Below are 19528 nucleotides of genomic sequence, written 5' to 3'. Positions count from 1 at the left end.
TCGGTGCGGCATGGCGGAATCCTCCGGATCGTCGGAACACGGCAGGGCGGAGCCGGGCCGGGCACGCCCGCGGGGCGGGTCCTCGGCGGCGGGCACCACTCTCCGCCCGGGCGCCCGCCGCCGTCCAAGACGCGCCCGCACGCTCCCATGCTGTTTTGGCATAGTGGGTGCGTGGATCTGGTCGCGGCCTGCCGGGCGTTCGTCGAGGTGAGCGAGCACGGCAGCTTCACGGTGGGGGCCGCGGCGGTGCGCACGGCGCAGTCCGTCGTGAGCCGGCGGGTCGCCGCGCTCGAACGGCATCTGGGCGAGCGGCTGCTGAACCGGTCCTCCCGCGCGGCCACACTGACCCCCTTCGGCCGCGACATGCTCCCCCTGGCCCGGCAGCTCGTGCGGCTCGCCGACCGGCTGGAACACGAGGCGGAGGCCGTGCGCCACCGCCCGCTGCGGCTCGCGGTGCCCGCCGCCCCGACCGGCGCCCTCGCCCGTCTGATCGCCGACGCCCACGCGGCGGACGTGCTGATCGACCCCCGGCCCGCCGCGCCCGCGGAACGCGCCGACCTGGTCCGGTCCGGGCAGGTGCGCGCCGCGCTCCTGGCGGCGCCCCGCGCCGAGGCGGAGTGGACCGTGCCGCTGGGCGTCGCCGCCGCCGGTGACCCCGGCGGCGGGCCCGTCCATCTGGACACCCTGCGGCCCGGCCGGGCGGATGTCGGGCGCCGGCCGCGCCGGCTGTGGCTCCAGCCGGAGGACGACGTCCCCCATGTCCGGGACCCGCTCGCGCGGCTGGGAGACGCGGTCGGGCTGCTCCCGGCGCAGCTGGCCGTGGCCCGGAGCGAGGCGGCCGCGGCGGCGGACGTGCTGAGCCGGGACGACCTGCTGCTCTGCTCGCCGGTCGAGGCGCGGGAACTCGGCCTGTACTGGCGGCCGTTGGAGGATCTGGACCGGGGCCTCGCGCGCGGGTTCGTCCTCACCGCGGCGGACGCGACGGACCCCGGCGCGGCCCGCGTCCGGGAGGTATGCGGCGCGGGCATCGCCCGCTGCCTGGGTGCGGAGGAGCGCGTATGAGCAGGACCGACCCCGCCCGTCCCGCCCCGGCGCCCGCGCCGCCCGGCGGGGCCGTGGGGTCCGGCGGGTCGGTGCGGCCGGGCGGGGCCGTGGGGTCCGGCGGGTCGGTGCGGCCCGTGGAGTCCGTGGGGTCCGCCACGACCCGGCTCCTCGCCGAGCTGCGGCGGAGCCTGCGCGACGGCGGGCTGCACGGCTCCTTCCTGGTGCGGGACCTGGACAGCGGCGAGGAACTGGGCATCGACCCGGACGTCGAACTGCCCGTCGCCTCCCTGGTCAAGGTGCCCCTCGCACTCGCCACCCTGGAACGCATCCGGCTCGGCGAACTCGACGGCGCGACGGCGGTCGAGGTGGCGCCCGGGCGGATCACCACCCCGGGCCCGACCGGCCTGAGCCGCTTCCGGCACCCCGCGCGGATCTCCGTCGACGACCTGCTCTACCTCAGCACCTGCATCAGCGACGGGGTGGCCGCCGACGCGCTCTTCGCGCTGACCCCGCCGTCCCGTGTCGCCGCGATCGTGCACGGCCTCGGGCTGCGCGGCATCTCCGTCCGGCACACCACGCGCCAGCTCAGCGAGACACCGGAGGAACGCTTCGACCGGGCCGACGCGCATCTGGCGCACGCCCTCGCGATCGACGCCGGGACCGCCGGACGCGGCCACCGGGTGCCGCAGCTCGACGTCTCCCGCGCCAACACGGGCACGGCCCGCGCCTATGTGGACCTCCTCCAGGCGATCTGGCCGGCCTCCGCCGAGGGCGCGGACCCGTCGGGCGGGGACCCGTCGGGCGGGGTGCACCCGGAGGTCGCCGCCCGGCTGCGCACCCTGCTCGCCGACAATGTGCTCCGCCACCGTCTCGCCCCGGACTTCGCCTCCGACGCCGCCACCTGGTCCTCCAAGACCGGCACCCTGCTCAATCTGCGGCATGAGGCGGGGGTGGTCGAGCACGCGGACGGGCGCCGGTACGCGGTGGCCGCGCTCAGCGAGTCCCGGGTGGCGGCAGGGACCCAGCCCGGGGTGGACGCGCTGCTGGGCCAGGTCGCCCGCCGGCTCCGCGACCGGCTGCGCGCGGGGCTGGTCTGACCGGGGCCGACAGCCAGGCGACCGCCCGCCCCGTGACGACGTCCGTACGGAACCGAGGGCCGGCAGTCCGGGCACCCTCCCGGGCACGGGCTCGTCGGCCGACTTCGGAACCCGGGTCCGGCGCCCCGCGTGAGGCGACCGCGTTCGGCGGCCCGCGTCAGGCGACCGCGTCCGGCGCCCCGCGTGAGGCGACCGCGTCCGGCGGCCCGCGTCAGGCGACCCGGGTCGCGCCGGCGAACGGCATCTCGGTGATGGGCGCGATACGTACGGGCGCACCCGGCCGGGGCGCGTGGATCATCTTGCCGCCGCCGATGTAGAGGCCCACATGGGTCACCCCCGGGTAGAAGAACACCAGGTCGCCCGGGGCGAGTTGGGAGCGCGGGATCCGCTTCCCCGCGTTGATCTGGGTGTACGTGGTGCGCGGCAGCGAGACGCCCGCAGCCTTCCACGCGGCCTGCGTCAGCCCCGAGCAGTCGTACGCCCCGGGGCCCGTCGCGCCCCACACGTAGGGCTTGCCCAGCGCCCCGTACGCGTACGAGATCGCCTGCGCCGCGCGGCCGCTGCTCGCCGGGGCGACGGGCCCCCGGGGCGCCTCGGTGCGGCCCGCGCGGTCCGGGGCGCGCTCGCCGCCGGAGGCCGGGGAGGTCCCGCCGCTCCGGTAGGCGGTGCGCTCCTCCGCGGTGAGGCGGGCGAGCAGCCGGTCCGCCGCCGCGAGCCTCTTCCGTACCTCGGTTCTGTGCCGGGAGACCTCGTCCCGCTGCCGCTCCAGCTCCCGCGTCCGGTCCGCGGCGCGGGCGCGCAGTCCGGCGAGGTCCAGGAGCCGGCGGCGCACATCGGCGACGGCGGCGGCCTGGCGGTCCCCGACCCGCTCGGCGAGGGAGGCGCGCTCCAGGTACTCCCCGGGGTCGGAGGTGAGGGCGAGCCGCAGGCCGGGGTCGATGCCGCCGGAGCGGTACTGGGCCCCGGCGAAGGAACCGAGGGCGTCACGCGAGGTGTTGAGACGCTCGGTGCGCCGGGCGGCCTCGTCGCGCAGGGCGTCCAGCTGTTCGAGGGACCGGGTTGCCCGCTCCTTCGCGCCGTTGTACTTCTCGGTCGCCGCCTCCGCCTCGCGGTAGAGGGCGTCCACTTTCGCCTTGATCTGTGCGGGGGTCTGGCGGGGCTCGGCCACGGCGGGGGAGTCCAGCGCGGTGGTGGTCGCCGCGCCCGCGAGGGCCAGGGTGGCCGCGGCCCGGACGGCCGGGCCGGTGAGCGGGCGCTGGGTGGGTTTCCGGTGCGCTGCCACGGTGGCGCCGTTCCTTCCGTCGTACTTCCGTCGTCGGTCGTGCATCCGTCGTCCGTCATCCGTCGCACCAGCCGTCGCCGGTGGTGCGTGGGGCAGGACGCTAGACCCGGAGGTCACGGGGAGGTGACGCAAGGTGAGGAACTGTCCGAACCCGCCCGGTCCTGTGCGTTCCGGTCGGGTGTTGTGACCGCTCGATGATCGGCAACCGGCGGTCCGGCGACCGGAGACGGAGCTGAGGGTTACCTGACCAGGGGGCGGTGATCCGGCCCCGCATAGGCTCCGGCCCATGGACGTACTGATCAATGTCTTCGTCGCCCTGCACATCATCGGCATCGCGTCGCTGCTGGGCGGTTTTCTCACCCAGATGAAGGCGATAGGCGCCGGCACCGCGCGCTTCACGCCGGCCATGCTGCACGGCGCCGTCACGATGCTGGTCACCGGAGTCGCGCTGGTGGGCCTGAACCAGGCGGACGACCAGACGGTGAACAACCTCAAGATCGGCATCAAGCTGGCCGTCCTGGTCGTGATCCTGGGCCTGGTCTACGTGAAGCGGGACGAGGAGACGGTCGACAAGGCGCTGTTCGGCGCGGTCGGCGGCCTGACGGTGGCCAACGTCTTCATCGCGACGCTCTGGACCTGAGCGGTCCCCGCGCCCTCCGCACCTTTCCGCGCCTCCACGCCTGTGCACCTTCCCCGCGCCTCCACGCCTGCGCCCCTCCGCGCTCGCTCCGCCCCCGCGCGCCCGTGGCGTGCGCGGGGGGGGGGGGGGGGAGAGAGGTGCGGGTCCGGTGAGCCGGCGGCCCGGTGAGGTGCGGTGAGGTCCGGTAGCGGTCAGGCCGGGCGGACGCTGCCGTGGATCGGCATGGAGTAGATGGACTCCTCGCGGACGTTCGCGCCCGGCTTGGGCGCGTGGATCATCGTGCCGTCTCCGGCGTAGATGCCGACGTGGCTGATGTCGTCGTAGAAGAACACCAGGTCACCCGGGCGCAGATCGGCCGTGGCGACCCGGGTGCCGACCTTGACCTGGTCCCACGTGGTGCGCGGCAGGTCCACGCCGGCCGCCTTCCACGCGGCCTGGGTGAGCCCGGAGCAGTCGAAGGAACTGGGGCCCGTGGCGCCCCACACGTAGGGCTTGCCGATCTGGGCACGGGCGAAGGCGAGGACCTTGTCGGCCTTGGCCGCGTACCCGCCGTCCTCCGTGCCGGAGCCGGAGCCGGTGCCCGGGGCCGTTCCGGTCCCCGTCCCCGTGCCCGTCCCCGGCTGCTGGTCCTCCTGCGCTCGGCGGGCGGCCTCCGCCTCCTCCTCGGCGCGGGCCTCCGCCTCCGCCTTGGCCTTGGCTTCCGCCTTGCGGCGGGCCTCCGCCTCCTTCTCGCGCTCGATCGCGGCGAGCCGCGCCTTCTCCTCGGCGGTCAGCCGGGACAGCAGCGAACGCGCCTCGGCCAGCTTGGTCTGCACGGTCTGCTTGCTGGTGCGCAGGGCCTGCTGCGACTCGGTGAGCGACTGGAGCCGCTTGCCCGCCTCCGCGCGCTGCTTCGCCGCGGCGGCCCGCTCGGTCTCGTAGGCCGCGATCGCCGACTGCTGCTGGTCGGTCATGCGGTCCATGAGCCGCGACTGGTCGAAGTAGTCCTGCGGGCTGTCCGCGAACATCAGGGCGGCCGTCGGGGTCACGGCGCCGGTGCGGTACTGGGCCGTCGCGTAGGTGCCGAGCGCGCGGCGGGACTCGTTGAGCTTCTCGGCCCGGTCGGCCGACTGGTCGAGCAGGGTGTCGACCTCGCGGCGCTTCTCCGCGGTCGCCTCGCGGGCCTTGTTGTACTCCTGGGTCGCGCTTCCGGCCTGACGGTAGAGGTCGTCGACCTTCTTCTGGACGTCCTCGATCGAGGGCTTCGGCTCACCGGGGGCGGCCGTCGCGCTCTGTGTCGACAGCAGTGTGACGCCGGCGAGCGCGGCCGTCGTGAAACCGACGGCGGGGGAGGGCTTGATGGTGCGTGTGCGGGTCCTGCGATGCGACGCCAAGGCCGGCATCTCCTTCTTCCGTGGACCGCCTACCGGGTTAGCTGTCGGGTTCGGGCGAACGGAAGATGCCCTACGGGCGCGAGAAACGCGGCCCGATTCACCCCGGTTGATGCGTTTTTGGGTCCCCGGTTCCGAACTGCCCTGCGAGGAGTACGGATTCGGCGCAGCCGGCCCGTCCGACGCGGTTCGCCGGGAGGGTTGCGGGCCGTCTGATCGAGCACGCTAACCAATTCGTGTGTGTGCTGTGAAGGTTGGTGTTCGATATGTCCGATACATTTTCGTGACCTTTCTCGGGGCGTGTCGTTGTGACCCCGTCCCGGAGGCGTCCGGTCACACACCGTGCACCGGCGGGCATTCCCGGAAGCGCGGCCCGGAGTGTCCGTCCCTCCGCCTAGACTCGGTAGGCGATGAGCAGCCTCTTTGACGACAGCTTCCTGACCGGCCTGACGCCTCCCGACGAGGAGCCGCACGGGGACGAGCACGCTCCGCCGCCGCCCGGGGAAGCGGCCGCGGAGCCGATCCCGGACGACCTCTTCCAGGGCGCGTACGACGTGCCGCCCGCCCGCGACGGCTACTACCGCGACGGCGCCCCCCGCCCCGCCGTGGACGCCGCCGCCCTGCTCGAAGGGCTGAACGAGCAGCAGGGCGCGGCCGTCGTGCACACCGGCTCGCCGCTGCTCATCGTCGCGGGCGCCGGCTCCGGCAAGACCCGGGTGCTCACCCACCGCATCGCCCACCTGCTGGCCGCCCGGCACGTCCACCCCGGCCAGATACTGGCGATCACCTTCACCAACAAGGCCGCCGGGGAGATGAAGGAGCGCGTCGAGCAGCTCGTCGGCCCCCGGGCCAACGCGATGTGGGTGATGACCTTCCACAGCGCCTGCGTGCGCATCCTGCGCCGCGAGTCGAAGAAGCTCGGCTTCACCTCCTCGTTCTCGATCTACGACGCGGCCGACTCCAAGCGCCTGATGTCCCTGGTCTGCCGCGACCTCGACCTCGATCCGAAGAAGTTCCCGCCGAAGTCCTTCAGCGCCAAGATCTCCAACCTGAAGAACGAGCTGATCGACGAGGAGACCTTCGCCGACCAGGCGTACGGGGGTGCCTCCCAGGCAGAAGGCTCCGGCGGAGGGTTCGAGAAGACGCTGGCCGAGGCGTACCGGATGTACCAGGCGCGGCTGCGCGAGGCCAACGCCCTGGACTTCGACGACATCATCATGACCACCGTGCACCTCCTCCAGGCCTTCCCGGAGGTGGCCGAGCACTACCGCCGCCGCTTCCGGCACGTCCTGGTCGACGAGTACCAGGACACCAACCACGCCCAGTACACGCTCGTGCGCGAACTGGTCGGCGAGGGCTACGAGGACCTGGCGCCGGCCGAGCTGTGCGTCGTCGGTGACGCGGACCAGTCGATCTACGCCTTCCGCGGCGCGACCATCCGCAACATCCTCCAGTTCGAGGAGGACTACCCGGACGCGACCACGATCCTGCTGGAGCAGAACTACCGCTCCACGCAGACGATCCTGTCCGCCGCCAACGCCGTCATCGAGCGCAACGAGTCCCGCCGCCCGAAGAACCTGTGGACCAACGCCGGCGCCGGCGCCCGGATCACCGGCTATGTCGCGGACACCGAGCACGACGAGGCGCAGTTCGTCGCCGACGAGATCGACCGCCTCACGGACGCGGGCGAGGCGAAGGCGGGGGACGTCGCCGTCTTCTACCGCACCAACGCCCAGTCCCGAGTCTTCGAGGAGATCTTCATCCGCGTCGGCCTGCCCTACAAGGTCGTCGGCGGGGTCCGCTTCTACGAGCGCAAGGAGGTCCGGGACGTCCTGGCGTATCTGCGCGTCCTGGCCAACCCCGAGGACAACGTCCCGCTGCGCCGCATCCTCAACGTCCCCAAGCGCGGCATCGGCGACCGCGCCGAGGCGATGATCGACGCCCTGGCCCTCCGCGAGAAGATCACCTTCCCGCAGGCGCTCCGCCGGGTGGACGAGGCGTACGGCATGGCCGCCCGTTCGGCGAACGCGGTCAAGCGCTTCAACGTCCTGATGGAGGAGCTGCGCACCATCGCCGAGTCCGGCGCCGGGCCCGCGGTCGTCCTGGAAGCGGTGCTGGAGCGCACGGGCTACCTCGCCGAACTCCAGGCGTCCACCGACCCGCAGGACGAGACCAGGATCGAGAACCTCCAGGAACTGGCCGCCGTGGCCCTGGAGTTCGAGCAGGACCGCGCCCAGGAGGACGGTGCGGGCACCCTCGCCGAGTTCCTGGAGCGGGTCGCCCTGGTCGCCGACTCCGACCAGATCCCCGACGAGGACGAGGACGGCTCCGGCGTCATCACCCTGATGACCCTGCACACCGCCAAGGGCCTGGAGTTCCCGGTGGTCTTCCTGACCGGCCTGGAGGACGGCGTCTTCCCGCACATGCGGGCCCTCGGCCAGACCAAGGAGCTGGAGGAGGAGCGGCGGCTCGCCTATGTGGGCATCACCCGTGCCCGGGAGCGGCTGTACCTGACGCGCTCCGCGATGCGCAGCGCCTGGGGCCAGCCCTCGTACAACCCGCCCTCGCGCTTCCTGGAGGAGATCCCGGCGGCGCACCTGGACTGGAAGCGCACCGGGCCGATGGCCGCGCCAGCCGGGCCGACGGCCGGAATCACCTCCTCCCTCTCCTCCTCCCGCTCGCGCGGCGGCGCCTCGGGCTTCGCGACCCGGCGCACCACCGACAAGCCGGTGATCGCGCTTTCGGTCGGGGACCGGGTCACCCACGACCAGTTCGGCCTGGGCACGGTCGTCGGCGTCACGGGCTCCGGCTCGGACGCGCAGGCGACGATCGACTTCGGCGACGAGAAGCCGAAGCGGCTGCTGCTGCGGTACGCGCCGGTCGAGAAGCTCTGACGGACACGGCGCTCCGACGGGCGCGACGGACACGACGGAGGGGGAGGACCGCGGGTGCGGTCCTCCCCCTCCGTCACGGGTGCGTGCGGGGTGTCCGTCAGGTCGGGTCGAGCCCGTGGCTGCGGAACCAGGGCAGCGGGTCGATCGCGGAGCCGCCGCCCGGACGCACCTCGAAGTGCAGGTGCGGGCCGGTCGAGTTGCCCGAGTTGCCCGAGTACGCGATCACGTCACCGGCCTTCACCGAACCGCTGCGGATCTTGGTGCTGCTGAGGTGGCAGTACCAGGTCTCGGTGCCGTCGGCCGCCGTCACGATGGCCATGTTGCCGTAGGCGCTGTTCCACTGGGTGCGCACGGTGCCGTCGGTGGCCGCCATGACCGGCGTGCCGTACTGGACGGGGAAGTCGATACCGGTGTGCAGGGACATCCAGTTGACGCCGGACTGCCCGTAGTAGGCGCTGAGGCCGTCCTGCTTCACGGGGAGGACGAACTTGGGGCGCAGCGCCTCACGGCGGGCCGCCTCCTCCTCGCGCTTCTTCTTCTCGGCGGCCTGGCGTTCCTTCAGGTCGATGCGCTCCTGGGTGCGGGAGGCACGGTCGCCGAAGTCGCGGGCGTCGGCGCTGAGGGCGGCGAGCTGGGTGTCCATCTTGCTGTTGGCCTCGACCGCCTTCACCGCGCCGGGGTCGGCGGCGGCCAGGCTGGTCTTCTCGTCCGCCTTCTTCTCGGTGCCGCCGAGTTCGCCGACCGAGGCGGCCGCGATACCGGCGGCGCCGAGGACGCAGGCCGAGGGGACGGCGACGGTGAGGAGGGCGGAGCGCTTCGCGGGCGTCCGGCGCCGGCCGCGGCTGCCGCCGCCGGAGCGGCGGACGGGGCGGGCGGCCGCGGAGGCGGTGGGGAGCGCGGTCATGGTCTGGGTGAGGGCGCTGTGGTGCTCGGCGCCCGCCTCGTCGTCGCCCTCGTGCGCCGGCTCGTGGGCGCCCTGGGCCTCGTGGGCGTCGTCCGCGAGGTGTGTCCCGGCGGTCTCGTAGCCCTCGTGCGCGTCACCCTCGTGCGTGTCGTAGGCCTCGTGCGCGTCGGCGGCGGGGGCGTCCTCGTCCGTGCCGCCGTTGCCGGCCGCGTAGTCGGCGTCGTACGCGGTCTCGTACGCGTAGCCGGAGTCGTAGGCGGCGGGGTCGACCTGGCCGAGGTCGTAGGCGTCCGCGTCGTAGGCCGTGGCCTCGTGGTGTACGGCCTCGTGCCCGGTGCCGTACTCGGCGGAGGTGAACTCGTGCTCCGGCGTGAACTGTTGGGGGACCAGGGCTTCCGGCGCGACCGTGTTCTCCGCGTTCCACGCGGTGGCGTCGTACGCGCCCGTCTCGAACGAGGCGTCGAGGGAGGTGGTGGCCCACTGGCCGGTGGTGCCGTAGCCGAACGCGGCGGCCGCGGCCTCGTACTGGCCGGTGCCGGTGGCCTGGTTCCAGGCGGTGGAGTCCCACTGGCCGGTGGCGTCGTACTGCGGGTACCGCTCGTACTGCTCTCCGTACGCGGCCTGTTGCTGCACCTGCTGGTACTGCTGGTGCTGCTGTTCCGACGATCCGTAGACGTCGTGTGCCGCGGTCGGGTGTGCGCCGGTGTCCCACTGGGAAGAGTCGTACTGACCGCTGTGGCCGGACTCGTAACTGCCCGGGAGGTTCCCGAAGAGCGGGTCGGATTCGTAGCTGCCGGTGGTGTAGCCGGCGTACCCGGCGTGGGCGTGCTGGTCGTTCACCAACTTCTCTCTCGCCTCGGCAGCAGGACCTGCGTCCGGGGCGGGCCGCGTGCGGAGCCCCGGGGGGAAGCAGTGGGCGCGACTGTACCCGGCGGTATGCGATGGCGACAATCTTCGGCGGTATCTCCGCCATGAGGAAACGGGCATTCGGCCGCCTTTCGGCGGACTGCGGGCGCAGCTTTGGCTCTACGTTCGATAACCGTTCGATGAACGGTTCGCCTAGGCGACCGAAATGGCGTCCCGGTGAAGGGAACCGGGCGCTGCCGGGCCGGGTGTCAGGTACTCGCGGATCCGGGCCGCGACCGCCGGGTGCACCGGCAGGGCGAGATGTCCGATCCCCTGGACGGGGACGTTCTCCACGAGCAGGTCGGGGTGGTCCAGGCGGGCCGTCTCGACCGGGACCATGATCCGGTCCAGGTCGCTCCAGAAGCTCACGAACCGGGTACGGCAGCCCGGGGCCGGCTGGCGCAGCTCCTCCATCACCGGGGAGCCGGGGCGCATCTGGCGCACGATCGGATGCACTCCGGCGAGCGGCGCGACGGCCGTTCCGGCGTGCGGGGTGCCCAGGGTGACCAGGGTGCGCACCCGGCGGTCGCCGCCGAGTCGCTGCACGTAGTAGCGGGCGATGAGCCCGCCCAGGCTGTGGCCGACGATGTCGATCTCCGGCCGCCCGGTGCGGGCGCAGACCTCTTCCACATGGCGGCCCAGCAGATCGGCGGCGGTGCGGATGTCGCAGGTCAGCGGCGAGTAGTTGAGGCAGGCGACCGGTCCCCCGCCGTGGCGCGCAAGGGCGCGGCGCAGCAGGACGAAGACGGAACGGTTGTCCACGAAGCCGTGCAGGAGGACGGTGGGGACGCCGCCGGCGCCGGCGCTCCCGCCCGCGCCCCCGTCGCCGTGGCCGGTGTCCGGCCGGAGGAGGGCGGGGACGGGCGTCCCGGGCGTGTCGGGGGCGCCGGTCCGCTGTGGTGCGGGGGTCGCGCGCGGTCTCCGCTCCGGGGCGATGCCCGTGGGGTAGAGGACGAGATGGCCCGCGAGGACCAGCAGCTCCAGCGCGGTCGCCCGCAGCACCGCGCCCGTCAGCACGGCCGGCAGGGGGTTCGGCAGGTTGGCCAGGGGTTTCGGCAAGCCGGGCAGGTTCGGCAGGCTCGTCAGGAGTGAGGGCAGCGGAGGGATGAGGGAGGGCAGCGGAGGAAAGGGGAACGGCGGAGCCTGCACGGCGACCTCCCGACCGGCGCGGCGGAGGCGGCTCTGCCCCGCGCGCCCTTGATGGGAGAAGCAGCGTGACCCGGGCCGGGGATGTGCCGTACCGCCGTGCCGTGCGGCTCTCGGCGCGGTGGTACGGCAGGCTCCGTGGACCTGCGGCGGCTCCCTCGCGCCCGTGCCGCAGGGCTCCGCGCGTGGGGTACGCGGGTCCGGCCGGTACGGCGCTCAGCGAAAATGTCCCATGTGTGATTTCCCCCTCGCAGCCCACCGCGAAACGGCGGCTTGCGGGATGCTGGACACCGGGAGATAACGTTCGTTCACTTCCGCGCCCACCCGGGCCCGCGGAACCCGTGCCGGAGGCGGCGCATCGGTAGGTGGAGGCAGTGATGGGTGTGACGGGTCCGATCCGCGTAGTGGTCGCCAAGCCGGGACTCGACGGGCACGACCGCGGGGCCAAGGTGATCGCGAGGGCGCTGCGCGACGCCGGTATGGAGGTCATCTACACGGGGCTGCACCAGACCCCCGAGCAGATCGTCGACACCGCGATCCAGGAGGACGCCGACGCGATCGGGCTGTCCATCCTGTCCGGGGCGCACAACACCCTCTTCGCGAAGGTCCTGGAACTCCTCAAGGAGCGGGACGCGGAGGACATCAAGGTCTTCGGCGGCGGGATCATCCCCGAAGACGACATCGCGCCCCTGAAGGAGAAGGGCGTCGCGGAGATCTTCACGCCGGGCGCGACGACGACCTCCATCGTGGAGTGGGTCAACGCGAACGTCCGCGCGTCGGTCTGACGCGACCGGCCCTGACCGGGGCTGCCCACCGGGTCGGCCCGGCGCTGTGCCGCGTCGACCCGGCGGCCCTGCCCGGCGTCGTCCCGGCCCCGCCAGGCGTGGGCCCGACCCCGCAAGGTGTCGACACGGCACTGCCGTTCGTCGCCCCGGGTCCCGCCCGGCGCTACCCGCGTGGGGCGCTACCCCGCGTCGGGCGCTACCCCCGCGTCGGTCGGGAGGAGCTCCGCGCGCATCGTGGCGCGCAGGCGCAGTGTGGAGACGAGGCGCTGGAACGCCTCGGACCAGTAGCCGCCCGCGCCCGGTGAGGTGTCCTCCGTCTCGGCCGGGGGCGCGGTCAGCGCCTCCAGGCGGGGGGCCTCCGCCGGGTCGAGGCAGCGCTCCGCGAGGCCCATCACACCACTGAAGCTCCAGGGGTAACTGCCGGCCTCGCGGGCGATGTCGAGCGCGTCGACCACCGCCCGGCCGAGCGGCGGGGCCCAGGGCACCGCGCACACGCCCAGGAGCTGGAACGCCTCGGACAGCCCGTGCGCGTCGATGAACGCGCCCACCCAGCGGGCCCGTTCCTCCTCGGGCAGCGCGAGGAGGAGCTGGGAGCGCTCGGCGGGGGAGGTCGTGCCGGGACCGGTGGCGGGCGGCGAGGCCGGTGCGCCGAGCAGCGCGCGGGACCAGACCGCATCCCGCTGGCGCACCGCGGCGCGGCACCAGGCGGCGTGCAGCTCCTCGGCCCAGTCGTCGCGGACCGGCAGGGCGACGAGCTCCTGCGGGGTGCGGCCTCCGAGCCGGGCGGGCCAGGTGGACAGGGGTGCCGCCTCGACGAGTTGGCCGAACCACCAGGACCGCTCGCCCCGGCCGGACGGGGCCGTCGGCACGACGCCGTCCCGCTGCATCCCGGCGTCGCACTCGTGCGGCGCCTCCACGGCTATCGCCGCCCCGGGAGCGCCGCTGCGGTCGAGCGCGACACAGGAGGCGGCGCGGGCGGCCATCCGCGCGGCGAGCGCGGAGGAGGGGAGCGCCGAGAGCAGTTCCGCCGCCGTCGCCCGGACATTGCGGCTGCGGTCGGCCAGGGCGGCTTCGAGGAACGGCTCGTCCGCGTCGGTCAGGCCCGTCCGCAGGGTGTCCAGGAACATCAGGCGGTCCTCGGCGCGTTCGGCCGGCCAGGTGGCGGTGAGGAGGGCGCGCCCGGCGGCGGGGTCGTGGGTGCGCAGCGCGCCCAGCAGGGCGGCGCGTTCGGCGAACAGGCCCTCCCGCCAGAGCAGTCGCACCGCGTCCGCGTCGGACGGGTCGGGCAGGGCCGACCCGGCGCTTCCACGGAGTGCGTAGCGCCACTCCGGGTTGAGCCGGGCGAGCCAGAGCCCACGGGGGCCGGCGAAGGCCAGGGCACCGGGCCGCAGATCGGTGCGGGCCCGGGCGGCGTCCAGCAGGGCGGGCAGCAGGGACGGCGGGGCCCGGTATCCGTGGGCGTTCGCGGCGGCCAGCCACTGCGGCAGCAGCTCGGTCAGATCGGGGGAGGAGCCCCGCCGGCCGGCCACGGCGCCGCCGGAGGCGCGGCCGGCGAGCAGCCGGCCGAGGCGCAGCCGTGCGGCGTCCGGGAGGCGGGGCCGGGGATCGTCCGGTGCGGGCTCCGGGAGGGCGGCGGCCGGGGCGGGCCGCAGACCGGCCCGGCGACGGACCGCCTCCTCGGCCGCCGCGTCCAGCAGGGCGAGGGCCGCGTCCCCGCCCGGCGCTCCGGGCCGCGCTCCCGGCGGGGGGCGCCGGTCCGTGCCCAGGAGGGCCGTGGCGACGAGCTCGTCCCAGGGATTGGTGGTGTTGTTCATCGGGGGCCTCCTTCGGGATGGATCCGGGCTTTCGGGCGCGGTGCGGTGTCGTGCGGTGCTGCTGTCTCGGGGGGTTCGTGCGGGGCGCGGGACGGGTGTCAGGTGAGCGGGACGGTCTCCGGCGACTCGGCGGACCACGCGGTGAGCGGCAGGACGCCCCGGTGCCCGACCTCGCCGAAGACGGTGACGGGGCGGCCCCCGGAGACCGCGACCAGGCGCCACAGCCCGGACCCGGCCAGGGCGGCGGGTGCCAGGGGCAGTGCCGCGCCGCCGTCCGCGTCGGCGAGCTGCCAGCCGCTGCCGGTCGGCACGGGGAGGACGCCGGACAGGGTGACCGGCCAGACGTCGAGCCACGGGTCCTCGCCGAGCGCCCTGCCGTAGGCGGCCAGCGCGCCGGCGCAGTCGGTGCCCGGCGGCGGGCTGTCCATCGGCACCGGTGAGGTGAGCAGCTCGCCGAGGTCACCGCGGAGCTGCCCCGCCCCGCCGTGGCCCACGACCTCGGCCTCGGCCATGAGGCCGACGGGCACGGTCAGTTGGGGAGCACGCCCGGCCGCGCCGTAGGACAGCAGCAGCACCGCCCGGCCGGACCCGCGCCCGTGCAACCAGATCCGCCGGGTGGTCAGCCTGCCGTCCGAGCCGTCGCTCTGCGCCAGGAACAGCCAGGTGTCCCGGACCGGCGCGCCCTCCGCGCGGGAGGGCAGACCTATCCGGGTGCGCACCGTCCGGGACAGGGCGGGCGGCAGCCCGTCGCGGCCCAGCCATGCCGTGTCCAGCAGGTGCAGCAGCGCGCACTCCTCCAGCAGTCGGCCAGGCCAGCCCGGCCCCGACCCCGGTATCGCTCCCAACTCCCGTGCTCGCGAGGCGAGCCCGGGCGCCTGCGCGTCGACCATCCGCGCGGCCGTCTCCTCCCAGGCGCCCCGGCCCGCCGCCCCGGCCGAGGCGAGCCCGGCCCGCACCACGTCGGCGAGCCGCTGCTCCAACTCCGCGGCCCCCGTGCTGATCCGCGCCGCCCGGCGGTCGGCACGACGGCGCGCGGCCACGCGATCGCCACCGGCGGCGGGCGAACCGGCGGGCGAACCGGCGGGCGAACCGGTGGGCCGGCCGGCGGGCGCGTCGGTGAACAGGCCGCCCGGCGCGGCGGCGGGCGCGGCAGTGGTGTGCGACGGATCGTCAGGTGCCGCGCCCGGCACCTGCCGACCGGAAGAGTCCCCGTTGGTCAGCAGCATGGTCACGACGTTACGACCCCCCACTGACAATCCGCCCCGACCTGCGGTTCGACCTCCTGTCCGCCTCGCGGCCGGGCGTCTTGGCCAAGGCTTTACGCTGTCCTGCGGCCGTGGACGTACTGTTCCGGCGCCCGCTTCTCGACTCGCAGGGGATCACCGCACATGAACCGAACCAGCCGTACCGCGCTCTGCGCCGCCTCGGCCGCTCTCGTCCTGGGGCTCACCGGCTGCTCGGAGGCCGTGGACGCCGTGGACAAGGCGGTCGACGAGACGTACGAGGTCACCTACGAGGTGACGGGCAAGAACGTCGACTCGATCAGCTACCACGACGGCGGCGGCAAGGCGCTCGACCCCTCGCTCGCCACCGTGGAGGCGCCCGAACTGCCCTGGAAGAAGACGGTCACCCTGCGCGGCATCATGCCCGCCGGCGTCTTCCCGGCCGCCGCGGACCTGACCGGCACCGAGATCACCTGCCGGATCACCCACAACGGCAAGGTGCTCAAGGAGGACTCCGGCGAGGGCATGGCCACGGTGGGCGGCTGCATCGCCGAGTCGCCGGTCGGCGGGGAGTAGCACCCGGCCCGGCCGAGCCCGGGCCGTCCGCCGTGCCGGCGTTCCGCCCGAACCGGTCCCGCACGCCCCGAACCGGCCCTGCCCCGGGGCCGGTCCGGGGGAACGGACGGCCCCCCTCCATTACCGCTGCGCCCCCTCCGGCCTGCGGCGACGGCCGATTGTCAGTGGCGTGGTGCACCGTGGAGCACGCAACGGATCGGACGATCTGGAGGGGGAACCATGACCGTGTCCGAAACGGTGACCGTGAGCGCCGGAGTGCTGAGGCCGCACGCGGAGGACGCGTTCGCCGCCGAACTCGCCGCGCTCGCAGCCCAGGACGACCGGCAGCGCCCCGCCAACTGGCGCCTCTCGCCCTGGGCCGTCGCCACCTATCTCCTGGGCGGCACCCTCGCCGACGGCACCGTGATCACGCCCAAGTACGTGGGCCCGCGCCGGATCGTGGAAGTCGCCGTCAGCACCCTCGCCACGGACCGCGCCCTGCTGCTGCTGGGTGTGCCCGGCACGGCGAAGACCTGGCTGTCGGAGCATCTGGCGGCCGCCGTGAGCGGGGACTCCACCCTTCTGGTGCAGGGCACCGCCGGCACCCCCGAGGAGGCCGTCCGCTACGGCTGGAACTACGCGCAGCTCCTCGCCCACGGCCCGAGCCGTGAGGCTCTGGTGCCCGGGCCCGTCATGCGCGCCATGGCCGCCGGCTCGACCGCCCGGATCGAGGAACTCACCCGCATCCCGGCGGACGTCCAGGACACCCTGATCACGATTCTCTCCGAGAAGACCCTGCCCGTCCCCGAACTGGGCGAGGAGGTCCAGGCGGTCGGCGGCTTCAACCTGATCGCCACGGCCAACGACCGCGACCGCGGGGTCAACGAGCTGTCCAGCGCGCTGCGCAGGCGGTTCAGCACGGTCGTCCTCCCGCTGCCCGCCACCGCGGAGGCCGAGGTGGACATCGTGTCCCGGCGGGTCGACCAGATAGGGCGCTCGCTCGACCTGCCCGCCGTCCCCGACGGCCTGGCGGAGATCCGCCGGGTCGTCACCGTCTTCCGTGAACTGCGCGAAGGGGTATCCGGCGACGGCCGTACCCGCCTCAAGTCCCCGTCCGGCACGCTCTCCACGGCCGAGGCGATCTCCGTCGTGACCGGTGGCCTGGCGCTCGCCGCGCACTTCGGGGACGGCGTGCTCCGGGCCTCGGACGTGGCGGCCGGCCTCCTCGGCGCGGTGGTTCGCGACCCGGCCGCCGACCGGGTGGTCTGGCAGGAGTACCTGGAGACCGTGGTCCGCGAACGGGACGGCTGGCAGGACCTCTACCGGGCCTGCCACGAGGTGGGCGTATGACCGGGCGGGCCGGGCCCCTGCTGCTGGGGGTCCGGCACCACGGCCCCGGCTCGGCGCGGGCCGTCCGGGCCGCACTGGACGCGGCCCGGCCGCCCGCGGTGCTGATCGAGGGCCCGCCCGAGGCCGACGCGCTGGTGGAGTTCGCCGCGGACGAGGGCATGCGTCCACCGGTCGCCCTGCTCGCGCACGCGGTCGACGACCCGGGCCGCTCGGCGTTCTGGCCGTTCGCCGGGTTCAGTCCCGAGTGGGTGGCCCTGCGCTGGGCCCTCGCCCGGTCCGTCCCCGTCCGCTTCGTCGACCTGCCAGCGGCGCACTCCCTGGCCCTGGGCGGGGGCGGGGAACCGGCCGCCGCCGAGGGCGCGGAGGGCGGGGTGCGGATCGACCCCATCGGCGTGCTGGCCCGCACCGCCGGTCACGACGACCCCGAGCGCTGGTGGGAAGACGTCGTCGAGCACCGCGGCCCGGCCGCGGAAGCGGCTACGGAAGAGGTCGGTGAAGAGGCCGCCGAAGGGGCCGACGCCCGGGCCCCGTTCGCCGTGCTCGCCGAAGCCATGACCGCCCTCCGGGAGGAGTACGGGCACGGCGGTCACGAGCACGACCTGGTCCGCGAGGCGCACATGCGGCTGAGACTGCGCGCGGCCCGCAAGGAGTTCGGCGACGGGGTCGCCGTCGTCTGCGGCGCCTGGCACGTCCCGGCCCTCATGGAGCGGACCACCGCCACGGCGGACCGGGCCCTGCTGAAGGGCCTGCCCAAGGTCCGCACCGAGACCACCTGGGTGCCGTGGACCCACCGCAGGCTCGCCCGCTCCTCCGGGTACGGCGCCGGAATCGCCTCGCCCGGCTGGTACGCCCATCTCTTCACGGCCCCGGACCGGCCGGTCGAGCGGTGGATGGCCCGGGTCGCCGGTCTGCTGCGGGAGGAGGGCCGCGCCGTGTCCCCCGCGCACGTCATCGAGGCGGTCCGGCTCGCCGAGACCCTGGCCGTGGTCCGGGGCCGCCCGCTCGCCGGACTCGGGGAGACGACGGACGCCGTGCGGGCGGTGATGTGCGACGGCTCCGACGTCCCGCTCGGGCTGGTCGCCGACCGGCTCGTCGTCGGCGACGTGCTCGGCCAAGTCCCGGACGGCGCCCCGGCGGTGCCGCTCCAGCGGGACCTGGCCCGGCGGCAGCGGAGCCTGCGGCTCAGACCGGAGGCCGGGGAACGCGAACTCGACCTCGACCTGCGCGGCGACCACGACACGGCCCGGAGCCGGCTGCTCCACCGGCTGCGGCTGCTCGGTGTCGGCTGGGGCGAGCCCACCGGCCGGGGCGGCACCGGCACCTTCCGCGAGTCCTGGCGGCTGCGCTGGGAGCCGGAACTGTCCGTCCGGGTCGCCGAGGCGGGCGTCTGGGGCACCACGGTGCTCGCGGCGGCCACCGCGAAGGCCGAGTCCGAGGCGGTGTCCGCGACCGCCCTCGGCGCGGTCACCGCGCTGGCCGAGCAGTGCCTCTTGGCCGGTCTGCCCGACGCCCTGCCGGTGGTGATGGCGGCCCTCGCCGACCGCGCCGCCCTGGACACGGACGTGGGCCACCTCGCCCAGGCCCTCCCGGCGCTCGCCCGCGCCCTGCGGTACGGGGACGTCCGCGGCACCGACACCGCGGCCCTCGCCGAGGTCGCCTCGGGCCTCGCGGAACGCGTCTGCGTCGGCCTGCCGCCCGCCTGCACCGGCCTCGACGCCGACGCGGCGGCCCGGATGCGCGACCACATCGACGCGGTGCACTCCGCGATCGGCCTGCTGCCCGACCCGGCGGCGACGGCCGGTCGCTGGCGGGCGGCACTGCGCCGACTCGTCGCCCGGGACGCCGTCCCCGGCGGGATACGCGGCCGGGCGGCCCGGCTGCTGCTCGACGACGGTCTGCTCACCGGGGACGAGGCCGCCCGCACTCTGGCCCGCGCCCTCTCCCCGGGCGTGCCCCCGGCCGAGGCTGCGGCCTGGATCGAGGGCTTCATCGGCACGGCCCCGGCCGGCGGCCTGCTCCTCGTCCACGACGAGCGCCTGCTGTCCCTGGTCGACGCGTGGCTGACGGGGGTCCCGGATGAGGCGTTCACCGATGTGCTGCCGCTGCTGCGGCGCACCTTCGGCTCCTTCGAGCCGGGTGCGCGGCGCGCCCTGGGCGAACTGGCCCGGCGCGGCCCGGCGCGTACGCCCGCCCCCGGCGACGCTCCGGCACCGCCTGCCCCGGGCTTCGGCCCCGGCCTCGACGAACGGCGCGCGGACGCGGCGCTGGGCGTGGTCGCCCTGGTCCTGACGGCCGGGCGCGAGCGGGAGGGCGGCCCTGCCGGGGACGGCGCTCCCGCGCGGGGTGGCGGCCGTGCACAGGGCACCGCTCCCGGGCGGCACGCCGCCCGCGCCCCGGGCACCGCCCGCGCGCACGACCCGGTGCGCGGACACGACCGCATCGACGAGCCGGCGGAGGCAGCGGGATGACACGGACCACGACGCACGGCACCCCGGCGGACGGTGCTTCGGCGCACGGC

14 protein-coding genes and 1 riboswitch are annotated in these 19528 nt (G+C 74.9%); of the genes, 8 read left to right on the top strand and 6 right to left on the bottom strand.

Going from position 1 to position 19528, the window contains the following annotated elements:
- The first annotated feature begins 171 nt into the window (after window positions 1–171).
- Window positions 172–1062 carry a LysR family transcriptional regulator gene (locus tag C593_RS0111415; RefSeq protein ID WP_018847437.1) on the top strand — a complete coding sequence of 297 codons (891 nt, stop codon included), beginning with the start codon at window positions 172–174 and terminating at the stop codon, window positions 1060–1062.
- On the top strand, window positions 1059–2141 hold the full coding sequence (locus C593_RS0111410) for a serine hydrolase (protein WP_018847436.1): 1083 nt from the start codon (window positions 1059–1061) through the stop codon (window positions 2139–2141). The genes C593_RS0111415 and C593_RS0111410 overlap by 4 nt, the downstream gene beginning before the upstream one ends.
- Window positions 2142–2352: 211 nt before the next feature.
- Here C593_RS0111410 and C593_RS0111405 read toward each other — a convergent pair whose 3' ends face one another.
- The gene (locus C593_RS0111405) at window positions 2353–3468 is read right to left on the bottom strand and encodes an NlpC/P60 family protein (protein WP_018847435.1); all 1116 of its coding nucleotides are present in this window, start codon (window positions 3466–3468) and stop codon (window positions 2353–2355) included.
- Between the two features lie 241 nt (window positions 3469–3709).
- Between C593_RS0111405 and C593_RS0111400 the strand changes: the two genes are divergently transcribed.
- Window positions 3710–4063: a hypothetical protein gene (locus C593_RS0111400; protein ID WP_018847434.1), complete on the top strand. Its 354-nt coding sequence runs from the start codon at window positions 3710–3712 to the stop codon at window positions 4061–4063.
- A 191-nt stretch (window positions 4064–4254) separates the two neighbouring features.
- Here the strand turns inward: C593_RS0111400 and C593_RS0111395 are convergent, their stop codons facing one another.
- Window positions 4255–5445, bottom strand: a complete 1191-nt coding sequence (locus tag C593_RS0111395; protein ID WP_018847433.1) for a C40 family peptidase — start codon at window positions 5443–5445, stop codon at window positions 4255–4257.
- Window positions 5446–5447: 2 nt separating this feature from the next.
- Window positions 5448–5610, bottom strand: a riboswitch (cyclic di-AMP (ydaO/yuaA leader).
- 233 nt (window positions 5611–5843) lie between these two features.
- Here C593_RS0111395 and pcrA point away from each other — a divergent pair.
- On the top strand, window positions 5844–8327 hold the full coding sequence (pcrA, locus tag C593_RS0111390) for a DNA helicase PcrA (protein WP_018847432.1): 2484 nt from the start codon (window positions 5844–5846) through the stop codon (window positions 8325–8327).
- 97 nt (window positions 8328–8424) lie between these two features.
- Here the strand turns inward: pcrA and C593_RS0111385 are convergent, their stop codons facing one another.
- Both C593_RS0111385 and C593_RS0111380 read right to left on the bottom strand, forming a co-directional pair.
- Complete coding sequence (locus C593_RS0111385; RefSeq protein ID WP_018847431.1) at window positions 8425–10071, bottom strand: M23 family metallopeptidase; 1647 nt, start codon at window positions 10069–10071, stop codon at window positions 8425–8427.
- Window positions 10072–10290: 219 nt separating this feature from the next.
- Complete coding sequence (locus C593_RS0111380; RefSeq protein ID WP_486591121.1) at window positions 10291–11235, bottom strand: esterase/lipase family protein; 945 nt, start codon at window positions 11233–11235, stop codon at window positions 10291–10293.
- A 425-nt stretch (window positions 11236–11660) separates the two neighbouring features.
- Between C593_RS0111380 and icmB the strand changes: the two genes are divergently transcribed.
- Window positions 11661–12068, top strand: a complete 408-nt coding sequence (gene icmB / locus C593_RS0111375) for a coenzyme B12-dependent isobutyryl CoA mutase small subunit (protein WP_018847429.1) — start codon at window positions 11661–11663, stop codon at window positions 12066–12068.
- Between the two features lie 179 nt (window positions 12069–12247).
- Here the strand turns inward: icmB and C593_RS0111370 are convergent, their stop codons facing one another.
- Entirely contained in the window at window positions 12248–13882 is a 1635-nt protein-coding gene (locus C593_RS0111370; protein ID WP_018847428.1) for a DUF5691 domain-containing protein, read from the bottom strand.
- A 98-nt stretch (window positions 13883–13980) separates the two neighbouring features.
- Complete coding sequence (locus tag C593_RS29460; protein WP_018847427.1) at window positions 13981–15114, bottom strand: hypothetical protein; 1134 nt, start codon at window positions 15112–15114, stop codon at window positions 13981–13983.
- A gap of 156 nt (window positions 15115–15270) precedes the next feature.
- Here C593_RS29460 and C593_RS0111360 point away from each other — a divergent pair, with 156 nt between their 5' ends.
- The 3 genes from C593_RS0111360 (at window position 15271) to C593_RS0111350 (ending at window position 19478) form a co-directional block, all read left to right on the top strand.
- Window positions 15271–15681: an MmpS family transport accessory protein gene (locus tag C593_RS0111360; protein ID WP_018847426.1), complete on the top strand. Its 411-nt coding sequence runs from the start codon at window positions 15271–15273 to the stop codon at window positions 15679–15681.
- Between the two features lie 219 nt (window positions 15682–15900).
- Complete coding sequence (locus tag C593_RS0111355; protein ID WP_018847425.1) at window positions 15901–17010, top strand: ATP-binding protein; 1110 nt, start codon at window positions 15901–15903, stop codon at window positions 17008–17010.
- Window positions 17007–19478 (top strand): DUF5682 family protein, encoded by a 2472-nt coding sequence (locus C593_RS0111350; protein WP_018847424.1) that lies wholly within the window; start codon window positions 17007–17009, stop codon window positions 19476–19478. Before C593_RS0111355 ends, C593_RS0111350 begins: the two co-directional genes overlap by 4 nt.
- Window positions 19479–19528: the final 50 nt, after the last annotated feature.

This window comes from Streptomyces sp. CNT372, assembly GCF_000377145.1.
This window is presented reverse-complemented; position numbering and strand designations above follow the sequence as displayed.

Coding starts and splice junctions, on each gene's coding strand:
- C593_RS0111350 (WP_018847424.1), top strand. CDS start 17,007: ATGACCGGGCGGGCCGGGCCCCTGCTGCTGGGGGTCCGGCACCACGGC.
- C593_RS0111405 (WP_018847435.1), bottom strand. CDS start 3,468: ATGCACGACCGACGACGGAAGTACGACGGAAGGAACGGCGCCACCGTG.
- C593_RS0111395 (WP_018847433.1), bottom strand. CDS start 5,445: ATGCCGGCCTTGGCGTCGCATCGCAGGACCCGCACACGCACCATCAAG.
- C593_RS0111360 (WP_018847426.1), top strand. CDS start 15,271: ATGAACCGAACCAGCCGTACCGCGCTCTGCGCCGCCTCGGCCGCTCTC.
- C593_RS0111355 (WP_018847425.1), top strand. CDS start 15,901: ATGACCGTGTCCGAAACGGTGACCGTGAGCGCCGGAGTGCTGAGGCCG.
- pcrA (WP_018847432.1), top strand. CDS start 5,844: ATGAGCAGCCTCTTTGACGACAGCTTCCTGACCGGCCTGACGCCTCCC.
- C593_RS0111400 (WP_018847434.1), top strand. CDS start 3,710: ATGGACGTACTGATCAATGTCTTCGTCGCCCTGCACATCATCGGCATC.
- C593_RS0111370 (WP_018847428.1), bottom strand. CDS start 13,882: ATGAACAACACCACCAATCCCTGGGACGAGCTCGTCGCCACGGCCCTC.
- C593_RS0111410 (WP_018847436.1), top strand. CDS start 1,059: ATGAGCAGGACCGACCCCGCCCGTCCCGCCCCGGCGCCCGCGCCGCCC.
- icmB (WP_018847429.1), top strand. CDS start 11,661: ATGGGTGTGACGGGTCCGATCCGCGTAGTGGTCGCCAAGCCGGGACTC.